The organism is Mycobacterium sp. IS-1590 (genome assembly GCF_001500025.1).
In the GTDB taxonomy this organism is placed as follows: Bacteria; Actinomycetota; Actinomycetes; order Mycobacteriales; family Mycobacteriaceae; genus Mycobacterium.
This window is the reverse complement of sequence record NZ_LQIW01000012.1, coordinates 221,264-238,191: the sequence shown is the minus strand read 5'-3', so window position 1 is coordinate 238,191 and position 16,928 is coordinate 221,264. Positions and strand designations below refer to the sequence as shown.

The 16,928-nt window shown below is 67.9% G+C and carries 15 protein-coding genes; 12 read left to right on the top strand and 3 right to left on the bottom strand.

Going from position 1 to position 16,928, the window contains the following annotated elements; all coding sequences use genetic code 11:
* Positions 1-50: 50 nt before the first annotated feature.
* On the top strand, positions 51-614 hold the full coding sequence (locus AU197_RS10635; RefSeq protein ID WP_064402598.1) for an alpha/beta fold hydrolase: 564 nt from the start codon (positions 51-53) through the stop codon (positions 612-614).
* A gap of 1 nt (position 615) precedes the next feature.
* Here the strand turns inward: AU197_RS10635 and ngg are convergent, their stop codons facing one another.
* The 3 genes from ngg to AU197_RS10620 all read right to left on the bottom strand — a co-directional run bounded on the left by ngg (position 616) and on the right by AU197_RS10620 (position 5,852).
* The gene (gene ngg, locus AU197_RS10630) at positions 616-2,385 is read right to left on the bottom strand and encodes an N-acetylglutaminylglutamine synthetase (RefSeq protein ID WP_064402596.1); all 1,770 of its coding nucleotides are present in this window, start codon (positions 2,383-2,385) and stop codon (positions 616-618) included.
* Positions 2,382-4,187 (bottom strand): N-acetylglutaminylglutamine amidotransferase, encoded by a 1,806-nt coding sequence (locus tag AU197_RS10625; protein ID WP_064402595.1) that lies wholly within the window; start codon positions 4,185-4,187, stop codon positions 2,382-2,384. The genes ngg and AU197_RS10625 overlap by 4 nt, the downstream gene beginning before the upstream one ends.
* Positions 4,188-4,319: 132 nt before the next feature.
* Positions 4,320-5,852, bottom strand: a complete 1,533-nt coding sequence (locus tag AU197_RS10620; RefSeq protein ID WP_064402870.1) for an amino acid permease — start codon at positions 5,850-5,852, stop codon at positions 4,320-4,322.
* Between the two features lie 177 nt (positions 5,853-6,029).
* Between AU197_RS10620 and AU197_RS10615 the strand changes: the two genes are divergently transcribed.
* From AU197_RS10615 to AU197_RS10565, 11 genes are all read left to right on the top strand, one after another.
* Positions 6,030-7,397 (top strand): glutamine synthetase family protein, encoded by a 1,368-nt coding sequence (locus AU197_RS10615; protein ID WP_064402593.1) that lies wholly within the window; start codon positions 6,030-6,032, stop codon positions 7,395-7,397.
* Complete coding sequence (locus AU197_RS10610) at positions 7,384-8,163, top strand: gamma-glutamyl-gamma-aminobutyrate hydrolase family protein (protein ID WP_231744889.1); 780 nt, start codon at positions 7,384-7,386, stop codon at positions 8,161-8,163. The genes AU197_RS10615 and AU197_RS10610 overlap by 14 nt, the downstream gene beginning before the upstream one ends.
* Entirely contained in the window at positions 8,160-9,524 is a 1,365-nt protein-coding gene (locus AU197_RS10605) for an aldehyde dehydrogenase family protein (protein ID WP_064402590.1), read from the top strand. The genes AU197_RS10610 and AU197_RS10605 overlap by 4 nt, the downstream gene beginning before the upstream one ends.
* A complete protein-coding gene (locus AU197_RS10600) occupies positions 9,521-10,297 on the top strand; it encodes a 3-oxoacyl-ACP reductase (RefSeq protein WP_197415516.1) in 777 nt (258 codons plus the stop codon). Before AU197_RS10605 ends, AU197_RS10600 begins: the two co-directional genes overlap by 4 nt.
* A gap of 2 nt (positions 10,298-10,299) precedes the next feature.
* Positions 10,300-11,049 carry a FadR/GntR family transcriptional regulator gene (locus AU197_RS10595; protein ID WP_064402586.1) on the top strand — a complete coding sequence of 250 codons (750 nt, stop codon included), beginning with the start codon at positions 10,300-10,302 and terminating at the stop codon, positions 11,047-11,049.
* Between the two features lie 122 nt (positions 11,050-11,171).
* Positions 11,172-11,501 carry an ArsR/SmtB family transcription factor gene (locus AU197_RS10590; RefSeq protein ID WP_197415509.1) on the top strand — a complete coding sequence of 110 codons (330 nt, stop codon included), beginning with the start codon at positions 11,172-11,174 and terminating at the stop codon, positions 11,499-11,501.
* A gap of 125 nt (positions 11,502-11,626) precedes the next feature.
* Positions 11,627-12,481, top strand: a complete 855-nt coding sequence (locus tag AU197_RS10585) for a class I SAM-dependent methyltransferase (RefSeq protein ID WP_064402584.1) — start codon at positions 11,627-11,629, stop codon at positions 12,479-12,481.
* Between the two features lie 10 nt (positions 12,482-12,491).
* Entirely contained in the window at positions 12,492-15,392 is a 2,901-nt protein-coding gene (locus AU197_RS10580) for an AfsR/SARP family transcriptional regulator (protein WP_231744888.1), read from the top strand.
* A gap of 110 nt (positions 15,393-15,502) precedes the next feature.
* Complete coding sequence (locus AU197_RS26255; protein WP_156431733.1) at positions 15,503-15,763, top strand: hypothetical protein; 261 nt, start codon at positions 15,503-15,505, stop codon at positions 15,761-15,763.
* Between the two features lie 132 nt (positions 15,764-15,895).
* Complete coding sequence (locus tag AU197_RS10570) at positions 15,896-16,573, top strand: energy-coupling factor ABC transporter permease (protein WP_064402867.1); 678 nt, start codon at positions 15,896-15,898, stop codon at positions 16,571-16,573.
* On the top strand, positions 16,570-16,926 hold the full coding sequence (locus AU197_RS10565) for a PDGLE domain-containing protein (RefSeq protein WP_064402581.1): 357 nt from the start codon (positions 16,570-16,572) through the stop codon (positions 16,924-16,926). Before AU197_RS10570 ends, AU197_RS10565 begins: the two co-directional genes overlap by 4 nt.
* Positions 16,927-16,928: the final 2 nt, after the last annotated feature.

Below are 16,928 nucleotides of genomic sequence, written 5' to 3'. Positions count from 1 at the left end.
CTCCCGGCGAAACGACCGCGTCGCCCCGTCGACCGCTGTAGCGTGGCCCAATGCCATCCACCACGGTCACGGTCGAGGGATTCAACGTGCCCGTCGACGTCGCCGGTCCCGACAAGGGGTCGGTCGTGGTGGTGCTCGGGGCGGGCCATCAACCGGCCGCGGCCTATGACGCCGTATGCCAACGGTTGCACACCGCGTCCCTGCGGACCGTCGTCGTGCCTCCTGATCCCCGCCTGACCGCGAAGTCGGTCATCTCCATCCTCGACGCCTTGGACGTGAAATGGGCGCTGTTGGTGGGGGACCGCGTCGGTGGGGAGCTCGCGTGGGAACTGGCCGCGACCCGGCTCGACCGGTTCATCGGCCTCGTCGTCATCGACCGCGGCCATCCGCGCGTCGCCGACGCCGCGGGCGTGATCCGCGACGAGCACTGTCCGCCGGTGGAGATGAACACCACGGCACTGGTCAGCACCCCCGCGGCACGCGCGGTCGCCAAGGCCAGCCAGCGCTACGTGTACGGCGACTACCGGATGGTCGACCTGCTCGGCAGGCGTAACGCCGCCGAGTCCACGGCGCAGCTGGCCGCCGAGATCGTGATGCGCACCAGCACCTGGTGAATCAGGCCGGCGACTCCTCGGGCGTCCACGCCTGCGGCAGTGCCGGGCTGCCCGGGAACAGGAAGTCGACGAAAGCCTTTGCGGTGGGCTGTGGTTCGTGATTGGCCAGCCCGGGACGCTCGTTGGCCTCGATGAAGACGTACTCCGGCTCGGTGACGTCGGGCACCAGCAGGTCGATTCCGGTGACGGGGATGCCGATCGCGTGGGCGGCCCTGACCGCGACGTCACACAAATGCGGGTGGACCTTGGCGGTCACGTCGTGAATGGTGCCGCCCTGGTGCAGGTTCGCGGTGCGCCGCACCCGCAGCCGCTCACCCTCGGGCAGCACATCGTCGAATGACCAACCCGCCTCGGTGACCGTCGACTCGGTGACCGCGTCGATCGGGATGCGCGATTCACCGCCGGTGGCCGCCGCCCGCCGCCGGCTCTGCGCCTCGATCAGCTCGCGAATGGTGTGGTGCCCGGTCCCGACGACCTCGGCGGGTTTGCGCAGCGCCGCGGCCACCACCTTGCCGTCGATCACCACCAGCCGAAGGTCGTCACCCTCAGCGCGCTGCTCGATGAGCACGTGCGGGTGTTCCTCCCGGGCGCGGGCCAGCGCGGCGTCCAGATCATCGGCGCTGCTGACGCCGACGGTGATGCCCTTGCCCTGCTCGCCGCGGGTGGGCTTGACCACGACGTCACCGACCTCGGCGAGGAACTCGTGGTCCCTCTCGTCGAAGGTCGCCAGTCTGCCCTTGGGCACCGCGATGCCGGCCTCGGCCACCAGCCGCCTGGTGAGCCGCTTGTCGTCGCAGCGCGCCATCGCGACCGCGGAGGTGAACTCCGACAAGGATTCCCGGGTGATGACGGTGCGGCCGCCGTGCGACAGGCGCATCTCGCCGGCCTCGGCGTCGAGCACCTCGACCCAGATGCCGCGGCGCATGGCCTCGTCGGCGATGATCCGCGCGTACGGGTTGAGGTCTTCCACGGTTTCGGGTGGATGCGTGAACAGCGGTTCGTTGATCGCGTTCTTGCGCTTGACCGCCATCACCGGCACCCGCTCGAAACCGAGCTTCTCGTAGAGCGAGATCGCCGCGGCGTTGTCGTGGCTGACCGACAGATCCATGTAGGCGCGGCCACGTTCGCGGTAGATCGCGGCCAGCGCCCGCGTGAGCGCGGCGCCGACGCCGGGCAGGCTCGTCGTCGGGTCGACGGCCAGCGTCCACAGGCTCGAACCGTTCTCCGGATCGGAGAACAGCCGTTTGTGGTCGACGCCGGTCACGGTGCCCAGTACGGAGCCGTCGTCGTCACGCACCGCGACCAGGTAGTCGAGGGCGTCCTGGGTCTGGTGGTTGTTCCACAGCACGTCGACGGGCGCGGGCACCATGCCGCAGCGCACGTACACGCGGTTCATTTCGTCGGCGTCGTCGGCGCTCTGCAGGGAGCGCACCGAGAACCCGGTCGGCGTCTTGCCGGGGTCGGGGTCCTCGGTGAACCGGAGCCGGTAGGTGTGGCTGGGGTCGATGAACAGTTCGGCGGGCGCCATCGACACCAGGACGTGGGGTTCGCGGGCGTAGATGCAGATGTCGCGCCTGCCGTGTCCCTCATGCCGCAGCACTTCTGCCAGCTTGGCCGGGTCGGCGAAGGTCTGACCGAAAATCAGTCGCCCCCAACCCATCTCGATGACGACGTCGTCGGCCATCGCGTCGACGAGATGCTGCGGTGACGCGTCGTGCAGGCCGAGGGTGATCGCTTCGGTCTGCTCTGCGTCGGGTCCCAGCGCCGTCATGCCGCGGGCCCCGTGATGCCGTGTCGCTGCAACCACAATTCGAGCAGTGCCAGTTGCCACAGTTCGTTGCCGCGCAGTGGCGTCAGGCGTCCGTTCGGATCGGCGAGCAACCGGTCGATCGCAGCGGGCCGGAACAGATCGCGTTCCTTGGCGGCTGGCGCATACAACGCGTCGCGCACCATGTCCAGATACGGACCCTCGAGATGGGTGAGCGCAGGCACCGGGAAGTAGCCCTTCGGCCGGTCGATGACGTCGGACGGAATCACCTGGCGTGCCGCCTGTTTCAGCACTCCCTTGCCTTCGTGGGCGATCTTCAGCTCGGGTGGGCAGGTCGCCGCGAGCTCGACGAGTTCGTGGTCGAGGAACGGTACGCGGCCCTCCAGGCCCCACGCCATGGTCATGTTGTCGACGCGCTTGACCGGGTCGTCGACGAGCATGACCGTGGTGTCGAGTCGCAGACCGCGGTCGATGCCGGTCTCGGCGCCCGCCCGGGCGAAGTGCTCGGTGACGAAATCCAGGCTGGGGTCGCCGTCGACGGCGAACGCCGGTGTCACCAATGCGTCGTAGCCCGCGCGGTCACGGTCGAAGAACGCCTTGCGGTAGCTGGCCACCGCTCCGTCGAGCGTGGCCGCATCCGGACCGCCCAGCGGGGGATACCAGTGGTATCCGGCGAACACCTCGTCGGCGCCCTGACCGGACTGCACCACCTTGACGTGTTTGGCCACCTCCTGGCTGAGCAGATAGAAGGCGACGCAGTCGTGGCTGACCATCGGCTCGCTCATGGCGCCGATCGCGCCGTCGAGCGCGGGCAGCATGCGGTCGGTGCCGATGCGGATCTGGTGATGGTCGGTGCCGAAGCGCTCGGCGATGATGTCGGAGTACTTGAATTCGTCACCGGCCACACCGCCGACCGATTCGAAGCCGATCGAGAACGTCTTGAGCCCGTGTTGGCCCGCCTCGGCGAGCAGGCCCACGATCAGGCTGGAGTCGACGCCGCCGGAGAGCAGGCAGCCCACCGGGACGTCGGCGACGAGGCGCCGCTCGACGGCAACGCGCAACGTGTCGAGAACCGCGTTCTCCCAGTCCCGTTCGGACCAGTCGGCGCGGTCGGCGTGGCGGGTGAAGTCGGGTTCCCAGTACGTCGTGGTCGTGCGGCGGCCGTCGGGCTCGATTGCGATGAGCGAGGCCGGCGGCACCTTGGCGACCCCGCGCAGGATGGTGCGCGGCGCGGGCACCACCGAGTGGAACGTCATGTAGTGGTGCAGCGCGATCGGATCGATGCGGGTGTCGATGTCGCCACCGGCGAGCAGGGCGGGCAGCGACGAGGCGAACCGGATGCGGTTGGAATTCTCGCTGATGTACAGCGGTTTGATGCCGAGCCGGTCGCGGCCGAGCAGCACCCGACCGCTGTCGCGCTCGACGATCGCGAACGCGAACATGCCGTAGAGATGGTCGACGAACCGGTCGCCCCAGTGGTGATACGCCTTGAGGAGCACCTCGGTGTCACTGTGCGAGAAGAACCGATACCCCTGCTCGCTGAGCTCGCGGCGCAACTGTTTGTAGTTGTAGATGCAGCCGTTCCACGCGATCGCCAACCCCAGCTCGGAGTCGAGCATGGGCTGGCCGCCCGCTTCGGTCAGATCGATGATTTTGAGGCGACGGTGACCGAGCGCGACCCTGCCCTGTGACCACGCGCCTGCCGAGTCGGGACCCCTGGGTGTCATCGCCTCGGCCATCGCCGAGACAGCTGCTACATCCGGTACCCGGCCGTCGAGACGCACCTCGCCGGTGGCTCCACACACGCCCTCGACATTACCCTTGTTGACGGCAGCGAAACCTGTTACGGGTGTGACGTGGGTCTAGTCAGCGCTGGTCGGACCAGCAAAAGTCGCATCGCCGGTCACCGTACGGGCAATCTCCGGCGCGCCGGCGGCTCACTCGGTGTGGCCCTTGAGGATCTCGTCCTCGATGGTGCCGCCGAGCCCTTCGGCGCCGGGGTCGTAACCGTGCAGACCCCCGGTGACGGCGTACTCCTCCTCGGGCGACAGCACCAGGCGGTGCCTGCCGTAGAAGCCGAACACCAGCAGTCCCAGGACGTAGAAGATGACGATCGCGATGACCGCCGGCCGGTAGTCCGGGTTGACGAGCACGCCGACGAATGTCACCGCCGCGATGACCAGCGCGACGACCGCACCCCAGTTGCCGGTCGGGCTCACCCATGGTCGTCGCGCGTTGGGAAACTTGCGACGCAGCAGGATGAAAGAGACCATCTGCAACCCGTACGCCAGCACCGCACCCCACACCGCGATGTTGAGGACCACCGCTCCGGCGCCCTCGTTGTAGTTGACGATGAGCAGCGCCACGAATCCGATGACCGCGCCCGCCAGCAGCGCGACGTACGGCGTCTGCCGGGATCCGGTCAGCGACAACGTTTTCGGGTAGTAGCCGGCCCGGCTCAGCGAGTACATGTTGCGGCCGTAGGCGTACATGATGCCCTGCAGGCTGGCCAGCAGCCCGATCAACGCGAACGCCGAGAGCACCGCGGCGAGGTTGGCGGGCAGGAACGCGCGGAAGCCGTCGAGCAGAGGTTCGTCCGAATTGCCCAGTGCCTGCGACCCGGTCACCGCCGGGTTGAGGAAGAACACGATCGCACCGCAGCCGATCAGCGAGAGCAGCCCCCAGATGCCGGCGCGGGGAATGTCGCGGGCCGGGTCGTGCGCCTCCTCGGCGGCCAGCGGAAGTTCCTCGATGCCCAGGAAGAACCACATCGCGAACGGCATCGCGTAGAGAATCGCGACCCAGCCGAACGGCAGGAACGTCGAGGAACCCGCCGCGGCCGGATCTGGTGCGATGTCGAACAGCCTGGAGAAGTCCACCGCGCCGTTGGCGATGGCCAGGACGCCGAACAACACCAGGATGCCGATCGAGATGATCGCGACGACAAGGGCGAACTTGAACGAGATCTCCGCGCCCCATGAGTTCAGCCCGACGAAGATCGCATACAGGATGATCCACCACACCCACATCGGCAGGGAGAGGTTGAACAGATCGGTCGTGACCGCGTTGGCGTAGGAGGCCGAGAAGTAGACGATCACCGCGGTGGTGAACACGTACTCGATGGTCTCGGCGAACCCGGTGACGAAGCCGCCCCACGGTCCCATCGCGGCGCGGGCGAACGAGTAGGCGCCGCCGGTATGGGGCATGGCCGCCGACATCTCCCCGATCGAGAAGAGCATGCCGAAGTACATGATCACGATGACGACGGAGGCGATCGCCAAGCCGCCCCATCCGGCGGCGCCGATGCCGAAGTTCCAGCCGGAAAAGTCACCGGAGATGACCGCCGCGACGCCGATTCCCCACAGGCCCCAGAAGCCGGCGGTGCGTTTGAGCTGCCGCTTCTCGAAGTAGCCCTCGCCCGCTTGGCTGTAGGTGACTCCACCCGAGCTCTTCATCTTGTCGTCAGCCACGGATTCGGTCTCCTTCTTGCGGTTACCAGGCATAGGGAGAATAAACTTGCAAAGGTCTGGTGTCCTACCTTTGGAAGTGACATCTCGGTAAAAGACTTGGGCGAACGCCGGAGCGTGTCACGGCCGATGGTTGACTACCGGCAATCTCGCGCCGTCGAAGGAAAGGCCCCACCACGGATGAGCGTCACATCGGGCATGTTGTCGCAGGCCGATCTCGAGCGCATGATCGCCGACGGCGAGATCGACACGGTGATCGTCGCCTTCTGCGATATGCAGGGCAGGCTCACCGGTAAGCGGGTGTCGTCTCGGCTGTTCCTCGAGGAGGTCGCCGAGCACGGCGCAGAATGCTGCAACTATCTGCTGGCCGTCGACGTCGACATGAACACCGTTGACGGGTACTCGATGTCGAGTTGGGAGACCGGCTACGGCGACATGGTGATGACGCCGGACTTCTCGACGCTGCGGCGGATTCCGTGGCTGCCGGGCACCGCGATGGTGATGGCCGATCTGGGTTGGCACGACGGCGGCCCGGTCGAGCAGGCCCCCAGAAGCGTCCTCAACCGGCAGATCGACCGGCTCGCCGAACGCGGTCTGGTGCCCTACGTCGGGACCGAACTCGAGTTCATGGTGTTCGACGACGGCTTCCGCGAGGCGTGGGCCAAGGGGTATCGCGGTTTGACGGCGGCCTCGGACTACAACGTCGACTACGCGATGCTCGGCTCGACACGGATGGAGCCGCTGCTGCGCGACATCCGGCTCGGCATGACCGGTGCGGGCATGTACTGCGAGGGTGTCAAGGGGGAGTGCAATCTCGGCCAGCAGGAGATCGCGTTCCGCTTCGACCATGCCCGGGTCACCTGTGACAACCACACGATCTACAAAAACGGCGCCAAGGAGATCGCCGACCGGCACGGCAAGAGCCTGACGTTCATGGCGAAATTCGATGAACGCGAAGGCAACAGCTGCCACGTGCACATCTCGCTGCGAGGCGACGACGGTGCAGCGGTGTTCGCCGACGAGTCCGACCCGCTCGGCATGTCGCCGATGTTCCGCAGCTTCGTGGCCGGGCAGCTGGCCACCTTGCGGGAGCTGACGCTGTTCTACGCGCCAAACATCAACTCCTACAAGCGGTTCGTCGACGGCAGTTTCGCCCCGACCGCGATCGCGTGGGGTCTGGACAACCGGTCCTGCGCGCTGCGCGTCGTCGGCCACGGCCACGGTATGCGGATGGAGAACCGGGCCCCCGGCGGTGACGTCAACCAGTACCTGGCGGTCTCGGCGCTGATTGCCGGCGGTCTGTACGGCATCGAACGCGGACTCGAACTGTCCGAGCCGACGGAGGGCAATGCGTACACCAGTGGCGTCGAACGGCTTCCGACCACCCTCGCCGAGGCCGCGGCGCTGTTCGAGAAGTCCGAGGTGGCGCGGGCCGCGTTCGGCGACGAGGTGGTCGAGCACTACCTCAACAACGCCCGTGTCGAGTTGGCCGCGTTCAACGCCGCCGTCACGGACTGGGAAAGGGTTCGCGGTTTTGAGCGGCTCTAGTGCGCGCGGGCAGAATCGCAGGCCCGTACTCGGGTTGACCACCTACCTGCAGCAGGCGCAGAGCGGGGTGTGGGATGTGCGGGCCAGCTTCTTGCCCGCGATCTACTTCGAGGGCGTCGAACTGGCCGGCGGCATCTCGGTTCTGCTTCCGCCGCAGCCCGTCGACGACCACATCGCCGACCGGTTGCTCGACGGCCTCGACGGCGTCGTCATCACCGGTGGCCGTGACGTCGTTCCCGCTCACTACGGCCAGAACCCGCACCCGGCCACCGACGCCGACATCGAGGACAACCGGCGCCGTGACCAGTTCGAGTTCGCGATGGTGCGCGGCGCGATGCGACGCGGCATGCCGGTGCTGGGCATCTGCCGCGGCGCCCAGGTCCTCAACGTCGCGCTGGGCGGCACCCTGCACCAGCACCTGCCCGACGTCATCGGACACAACCGCCATCAGCAGGGCAACGCGGTGTTCACCACGTCGACGGTCCGCACCGTGCCGGGCACCCGGATAGCCGAGCTCATCGGCGAGTCGTCGGACGCGCAGTGCTACCACCACCAGGCCATCGACCGACTCGGCGACGGCTTGGTGATCAGCGCGCAGGACGACGACGGCGTCATCGAGGCGGTCGAACTCGACAGGACCACACACCCGGACGCGTTCGTCGTGGCCGTGCAGTGGCATCCCGAAGAGCGCCTCGACGACCTGCGGCTGTTCGCCGCCGTCGTCGAAGCGGCGGACGCATATGCACGAGAAAGGGTGAACGCTTGAGCACTTCCGACGTGATCAACCCGGCGACCGAGGAGCTGCTGGCCAGCGTCGAGCAGACCGACGAGGCCGCGGTCGACGATGCGGTGGCCCGGGCGAAAGCGGCACAACGGGAATGGGCGCGGCAGGCACCGGCCGACCGGGCGGCCGCGCTGCGCGCGTTCGCCGCGACGGTCGATGCTCACATCGACGAGTTGGCGGCGCTCGAGGTCGCCAACTCGGGGCACCCCATCGGGAACGCCGAGTGGGAGGCCGGCCACGTCCGCGATGTGCTGCAGTTCTACGCCGCTACGCCGGAACGCCTGTCCGGCAGGCAGATTCCGGTCGCCGGTGGCATCGACGTGACGTTCAACGAGCCGCTCGGGGTGGTCGGCGTCATCACGCCGTGGAACTTTCCGATGACGATCGCCGCCTGGGGCTTCGCGCCCGCGCTCGCGGCGGGCAACGCCGTGCTGGTCAAACCCGCGGAGTGGACGCCGCTCACCACGATCCGGCTGGGGGAGTTGGCCGTCGAGGCGGGCATCCCCGCCGACCTGTTCTGTGTGCTGCCCGGTAAGGGGTCGGTGGTCGGGGAACGGTTCGTCTCGCATCCCGATGTGCGCAAAGTGGTGTTCACCGGCTCCACCGAGGTCGGCACCCGGGTCATGGCGGGCGCGGCCAAACAGGTCAAACGCGTCACCCTCGAGCTCGGCGGTAAGAGCGCCAACATCGTCTTCGACGACTGCGATCTGGAGCAGGCGGCGGCTACCGCGCCGTACGGGGTGTTCGACAACGCGGGGCAGGACTGTTGTGCACGCAGCCGAATTCTGGTGCAGCGCAACATCTATGACCGTTTCATGGAATTGTTCGAGCCCGCGGTACAAGGCGTCGTGGTCGGCGACCCGCGCGCCAAAGACACCGAGATGGGCCCGCTGGTGTCGAAGGGACACTGGAAGACCGTCGCGTCGTTCGTGCCCGACGACGCGCCCGTCGCGTTCCGGGGTTCGGCTCCATCGGGGCCCGGGTACTGGTTCCCGCCGACGGTGCTCACGCCGCAGCGCACCGACCGCACGGTGCGCGAGGAGATCTTCGGTCCGGTGGTCACCGTGCTGCCGTTCGACGACGAGGCCGACGCGATCGCGCTCGCCAACGACACCCCATACGGGTTGTCCGGGTCGATCTGGACCGAGAACCTGTCGCGGGCGGTGCGGGTGTCGCGGGCGGTGGAAGCGGGCAACCTGTCGGTCAACTCGCATTCCTCGGTGCGGTACAACACGCCGTTCGGCGGCTTCAAACAGTCCGGCCTCGGGCGCGAACTCGGCCCGGATGCGCCGCTGTCGTTCACCGAGACCAAGAACGTGTTCATCGCGGTGCAGGAGGCCTGATGGATCTGACGCAACGTTTGGCGGGCAAGGTCGCCGTCATCACCGGCGGGGCCAGCGGCATCGGCCTGGCAAGCGCCAAGCGAATGAAGGCCGAGGGTGCGTCCGTCGTGATCGGCGACATCGACCCGGCGGCCGGAAAAACCGTCGCCGACGATCTGAACGGCACCTTCGTCCAGCTCGACGTCTCCGACCAGGTGGCCGTGGACAAGCTGTTCGACACCGCCGCCGAGACCTACGGATCGGTCGACATCGCGTTCAACAACGCGGGCATCAGCCCCCCCGATGACGATCTGATCGAGAACACCGGCATCGACGCCTGGCAGCGGGTGCAGGACGTCAACCTCAAGTCGGTGTTCCTGTGCTGCAAGGCGGCGCTGCGCCACATGGTGCCACAGCAGAAGGGCTCGATCATCAACACGGCTTCCTTTGTGGCGGTGGTGGGTTCGGCGACATCCCAGATCTCCTACACCGCCTCCAAGGGCGGCGTGCTGACGATGTCGCGTGAACTGGGCGTGCAGTACGCGCGCCAGGGGATCCGGGTTAACGCGCTGTGCCCCGGACCGGTGAACACTCCGCTGCTGCAGGAGCTGTTCGCCAAGGATCCCGAACGGGCCGCACGGCGGTTGGTGCACATTCCGGCCGGCCGGTTCGCCGAACCCGACGAGATCGCGGCCGCGGTGGCCTTTCTCGCCAGCGATGACGCGTCGTTCATCACCGCCTCGTCGTTCCTCGTCGACGGCGGCATCGGCGGTCACTACGTCACGCCGCTGTAGTCATGTCGGCCGACTCGGAGATGCCGGTGACGCACGCCGGCTTCGCCGCGGAAGTGGCGGCCGAAGCGCTGCTGCGCCCGGTGCGTGGGGGTAACGCCTTTGAGGACGCCGTGGCCCGGCTCCTGCAGATGATCCGGCTCGGCGTGCTGGCGCCCGGTGAGTGCCTACCGCCCGAGCGGGAACTGGCCTCACGGCTCGGCGTCAGCCGCGACACCGTGCGCGAGGCGATCAAGTCGTTGTCCGACGCGGGCTACCTGGTGTCGCGGCGCGGACGGTACGGCGGGACGTTCCTCGCCGACGAGCTGCCGCGACCCACCGGTGAGGCCGATGCGGTCACATGCGCGGAGATCGACGACGCGTTACGGCTGCGCGAGATCCTGGAAGTCGGCGCCGCGCGGATGGCGGCCACCCGGACCCTCGCCGCTGCCGAACGCGAGGTGCTGTGGGCCCGGATGGCCGACGTTCGCGCCGCCGCCCCCGACGATTACCGCCGCCTGGACTCTCGCCTGCACCTGGCGATCGCCGAGGCCGCCGGATCGCCGTCGCTGGTCCCGCTGCTGGCCGAGAACAGGATGCGGCTCAATGCCCTGCTCGACCGGATCCCGCTGCTGCCACGCAACATCGCCCATTCCGACGAGCAGCACGAGGCGATCGTGCTCGCGATCCTCGCCGGCGACGGTGAGGGTGCGGCGTCAGCGATGCGGGCCCACGTCGAGGGGTCCGCGGCGCTGCTGCACGGTTTCCTCGACTAGCACCGCGCCCCCACACAATCCTCGCCAGCGTGCGTGTAAGTCGCCGACACGCCGGTCATTTATCGACATTCGCGCACGGTCATGCGCCCGCGAGCGTGCGCATCGGCGCTACATTGAGTCCCGTGAACGAGCCAGTCGGCCAGGTGGACGTCGAACGCGCGGCGTCGGCGCTGGCCGACGTCGACACCGCCAGCTGGACGCAGCGGTTCGACCTGCTGTCGGACCCGCATCGGCTGGAGATTCTGCTCACGTTGCACCGAGTGCCGGGAATCCGCGTCGGAGACCTCGCATCGGCATTGGGCCGGTCGGAAAACGCCGTCTCGCAGGCGCTTCGCGTGTTGCGCCAGCAGGGCTGGGTCAGCGCCACGCGGGTGGGACGGGCCGTGAGCTACCGTCTCGACGACGAGATCGTGCACGACTTGCTGCACTGGATCGGCGCCCGGCACGGCTGAACGCCTGACCAGGGAATTTCACGATTACCGAAGCGTTGCTTCACATCCTCGACCGATCGTCGAAGCCGTCAGATGACCATGCTCGCCGGTGGGTGACGGGCAGGAGAAAACCGAGGCGCACGATCATGAAGAACACCCTGGACAACACGACCGAACACGATGCCGACCGCGCACTTAAGGCCAAACACCGGGCGCTGTGGGCGTCGGGTGACTACCCGGCCGTTGCCGCCGAGCTGATTCCCGAGCTGGGCCCCGAACTGGTGCGCGGCTGCGCAGTCCGCGCGGGCGACCGCGTGCTCGACGTCGCCGCGGGCTCCGGCAACGCGGCCATCCCGGCCGCCACCGCGGGTGCGGCCGTCACGGCAAGCGACCTCACGCCGGAGTTGTTCACCGCGGGGCGCGCGATCGCCGACCGGCACGGAGTCCAGATCGAGTGGGTCGAAGCGGACGCCGAAGCGATGCCGTTCGCCGACAACAGCTTTGACGTCGTGATGTCGTGCGTCGGAGCGATGTTCGCACCGCACCATCAAGCCGCCGCCGATGAGCTGGTGCGGGTGTGCCGACCGGGCGGAACCATCGGAATGATCAACTGGACTCCCGAGGGGTTCATCGGCAACCTCTTCAAGACAATGAAGCCCTACGCACCGCCCCCGCCGCCCGGTGCGAGCCCCGCACCGCTGTGGGGAGACGAATCGCACGTGCAGTCGCTGTTCGCCGACCGGGTGACCGATCTGCGGATGCAGCGGCGAACCGTTCGCATGGATCGCTGCGCGAGCCCGCTCGAGTTCAGGGAGTACTGGAAGCGCAACTACGGGCCGACGATCGCCACCTACGCCTTCAACGCCAGTGAGCCGCAGCGTATCGCCGACCTCGACCGCGACTTCCTACGGTTTCTCACCGACTGGCCCCGCTCGACGGCAACCGGGTACGACGCCGAGTATCTGCTGATCACCGCCACGAAGACCGCATCGGGGCACTGATTGTCCGTACTTGACGAATAGTGCCGACACCCGGTTGGCCCTGGTGGAAGCTGTGAGCGTGACGGTGATGTTCCGGCTGCTCGGCGACGTCGGGGCCGAGGTCGACGGTGAACGCGTCGACATCGGGCACGCCCGCCAGCGTGCGGTTCTCGTCGCGATGCTGATCGACCTGAACCGCCCGGTCCCGTCCGACCAGCTGATCGATCGGGTGTGGGCCGACAAACCGCCCCACCGTGCGCGTAATGCGCTGGCGGCCTACGTGTCTCGGTTGCGAGCAGTCATCGGGCGCAGCGCGGACGCCGACATCGCGCGGGAGTCCGGCGGCTATGCCCTGGTGGCCGATCCGATGAGCGTCGACCTGCACCGATTTCGGCATCTGAGCAACCAGGCGCGCGCCGCAGTCGACCCCCTCGAATCCGACGAGCTGTTCGCCCGGGCGCTGCAGCTGTGGCGTGGCGACCCATTCGTCACGCTCGACACCCCGTGGCTGAACGAGGTCAGAAACGCCCTGCACGCCGAACGACTCGCTGTCGCACTGGATCGCAACGACGCCGCGTTGCGGGCCGGCAGGCACGCCGAGGTGCTCCCCGAACTGACCACCATGCTGACCGATCACCCGCTCGACGAACGGTTGGCCGCGCAGCTGATGGTGGCGCAGTACCGGTGTGGCCGTCAGGCCGACGCACTCGAGACGTTCCGCGCGATGCGTGAGCGGCTCGTCGAGGATCTGGGCGCGGATCCGAGTCCGGCGCTGCAACAGGTGCACATGCAGCTCCTGGAGGGTGACCGGGCGGCTCCGGTTCCGGCCGCCGGACCACCGGTGGCCGTCAGCGCCCGACCCCGGATGAACCTGCCGCGGCGAAGCACCAGTTTTGTCGGGCGCGACGACGAGGTCGCCCACGTCGTCGACGTATTGCGTGAGCGTTCACTGGTCACGATGACCGGGGTCGGCGGCGTGGGCAAGACCCGCCTGGCACTCGAGGCCGCGGCCATGGCGCAAGCGCGCTTCGCCGACGGAGTCACGCTCGTCGAGCTCGCCCCGCTGGATGACGGTGCAGCCGTGGGCCATACCGTGGCCGCCGCACTTCGCCTGCAGCAACGCCACGGCCTGGGCATCGAGGAAACAGTGATCGATTACCTGCGCGCGAAGAACCTGCTGCTGGTTCTGGACAACTGCGAACACCTGCTCGACGCGGCCGCGACGCTGGCCGACTCGATTGTGGGCAACTGCCCCGATGTCGTGGTACTGGCCACCAGCCGAGAAGCGATCGGCGTTGACGGTGAACACATCTGGCCGGTGTCACCGCTTCCGCTCGACGAGGCCACCCAGTTATTCGTCGACCGAGCCAGGGCGAGCCGGCACGATTTCGCCCTGGAACACGAGCCCGTGGGCGCCGTCGCCGAAATCTGTCGACGCGTCGACGGTCTGCCACTGGCAATCGAATTGGCCGCCGCCCGGATGCGCGCCATGAGCAGCCTCGACGTCGCGCGCCGGTTGGACGGGTTGCGGTTGCTCAGCGGCGGCGCGCGGGGCAGTCCTCGTCAACAGAGCCTCGTCGCGACCATCGACTGGTCTTACCAGCTGTTGACCGATGCCGAACAGCAACTGTTCACCAAGCTGTCGGTGTTCGCGGGCGGATTCGACGTCGAAGCCGCGCACGCGGTTTGCGGCGCGGGCGACGAAGACGACACGCTCGACTCACTCACCGGCCTCATCGAGAAATCGATGGTGACGCGGCAAACATCGGTTGGCCGGACACGCTACACGGTTCTGGAGATGCTTCGCGCATATGGGCGGGATCGCCTGCAGCGCAACAATGTTGACAACTCCGTGGCGTCGCGGCACGCCGAGTACTTCACCGCGCTGGCAGAAGGCGCGGCTGCCGGTATGCACGGCCCTGACGAGCGGATGTGGGTGGACATGATGCTGCCCGACTACGACAACCTGCGAGCCGCGTTCGAGTACGCGCTCTCGGTTCGAGACGTCGACACCGCGCTGCGGCTGGTGACCTCACTACCCGAAGTCGTCCACCTACGACACAGCTACGAATCGGCAGGGTGGGCCGAACGCGCCGTCGAAGCGGCCGATCCCGCCCACCCGCTCTACGCCGCGGCCGTCGGCTTCGCCGCGCGCGGGGCTTGGAACAGGGGCGAATTCGATGCGGCCCGTAGGCTCGCGACGCTCGCACAGGGCCGCCCTCCTGCCCGCGGCACCGCTCGCGTCGCCTACCCCGCCGACGTGCTGGCCGACGTCGCACTCTACGAGGGCGATGCGGCCGCAAGCCTGCTGCACTACGAGGCGGAGGCACAGCGTGCCAGGGACGACGCCGATCCGATTCGTCTCGTGTGGACGCTGTTCTACATCTCGGTATGCCATGCCGCCCTGCGGGTCCCGAGCGAGGGGGTGGCGGCGGCCGAGGAGGCGGTGCGTGTCGCGGACGAGACCGGAAACGCGACGGCGCGATCGATGGGCCGCTACGCGCTGGGGCTGGTGCTCAAGAAATCCGAGCCCGATCGCGCGCTGCAGTTGTTCGACGAGGCCGCCGCGCTTGCCGATTCGGTTGCGAACCTCTGGTGGTATGGCATCGCGCTGATGGAGGTCGCGTCGACCCGGGCCGTGCACGGTGAACCCGCCGATGCGGCAACCGCTTTCGTCGACGTGCTGGACCACTGGGACCGGGTGGGGGACTGGAGCCAACAGTGGCTCAACCTGCGCTACGTCGCCCGGTTCTTCGCCCGGGTCGGGGCCGACGGCGATGCGCTCGCACTTCACCAGGCGTTGCTCACCGCCGGAAAAGATTCGCCGCTCAACGACGCCGAAGCCGACCCTGAGCACGCCGCTCCGACGGGCGCCGAGGCGGTGGCGCTCGCCCGGGCAGCCCTCCTGCGCTATTGCGATAACTCCCGCTGAACTGCGCGTTTCACATTTCGTCAACGAAGACCGAAGCCGCGCGCGCGACGGTGATGCCGTAACAGTTTCGCGGGAACGGCCCGCGGACGACAAGCGAAGGAGAAAACATCATGGCCACAGTGCTCAACCGGGCGATCGCCGCCGCGTTGCTGTCCGCGGCCCTCGCGACGCCGGCAGTCGCCGGTCTCACCACAGGTACTGCCGCTGCCAAGCCGAGGCAAGCCAATTGCGCAGCGATCGCTGCGTCGGCCGATAGCGCTATTCATGTAGCCAACGTGGCACGTCAACAGGGTGACAAGCAGGCGGAAAAGGATTGGACTCATATCGCCAATCGCACCCTGGACACCTACCACCGGCTTTGCCTCAGCTGAGGCCATGACCGGGTGGGCCATTGGTGCCCGCCCGGTCCCGCCGGAGGCCAAAGCTCGCATGAACACCTGTTCAGCTAGACAGGTGTTCACCTGGAGCTCTAGGCTCGCCTGGTGACCCATTCGTACGTCGCGATGCACATGAGCGACGGCATCGTCAACGCCCCGACCTCCGTCGTCTTCGGCGTCGTCGCCGTTGCCGTCGTCGCACTGTGCGCGGCCAAGGCCAGAAACGAGCTCGACGAGCGCACGGTGCCGCTGGCGGGCCTGGTCGCCGCGTTCATCTTCGCCGTGCAGATGATCAACTTCCCGATCCTCCCGGGTGTCAGCGGTCACCTGCTCGGCGGCGCGCTCGCGGCGATCCTCGTCGGCCCGTACACCGGGGCGCTGTGCATCGCGATCGTCCTCGTGGTGCAGGCGCTGCTGTTCGCCGACGGGGGTGTCACGGCACTGGGCACCAACATCGTCAACATGGCGGTGATCGGTGTGGCCGCCGGCTACGGGACCGCCGTGCTCCTGTACTCCGTCGCGCGCAGGCGCCGGGACGTCCCGGTGGCCGGACTGGGTGTGATCGCGTTCGTCGCGGCGCTGATCGGAACCATCTGCGCGGCAATGGGCTTCGTCGTCGAGTACGCGATCGGTGGAGCGGCCACCACGTCGCTGGGCGCAGTGACCGGCTACATGCTCGGCACCCATGCGCTGATCGGTGTGGGGGAGGGCGTGATCACCGCGGTCACCGTGGTGGCCGTCGCGCGTTCGCGTCCCGACCTCGTCTACCTGTTGCGTCGGAGCCGGCGGGAGGTTGCGGCATGAGGGCGCGCTGGCAGTTCTGGGCGGTGTTCGCGGTCGTCACGCTGCTGATCGCCGGTGCGGTGTCCTACTTCGCCAGTTCCAGCCCGGACGGGCTCGATGCGACGACGCTGCGCGGGTGTGAGGTCGTCGAGACCGCCGACGGCGAGGAACTCACCGGGCAGTGCATCGCCCAGCACGCCGAGGAGCACAGCCTGGCGTCGTCCCCGCTTGCCGACTACGCGATCGGCGGACGCGACGGCACCGGTGGGATCGCCGGGATCATCGGCGTGCTCGCGACGGTCGTCGTCGCCGGATCGGTGTTCTGGCTGATTGCCCGCAGCCGCAACGTGACCGACCGCAACGGGCCTGGCTGACC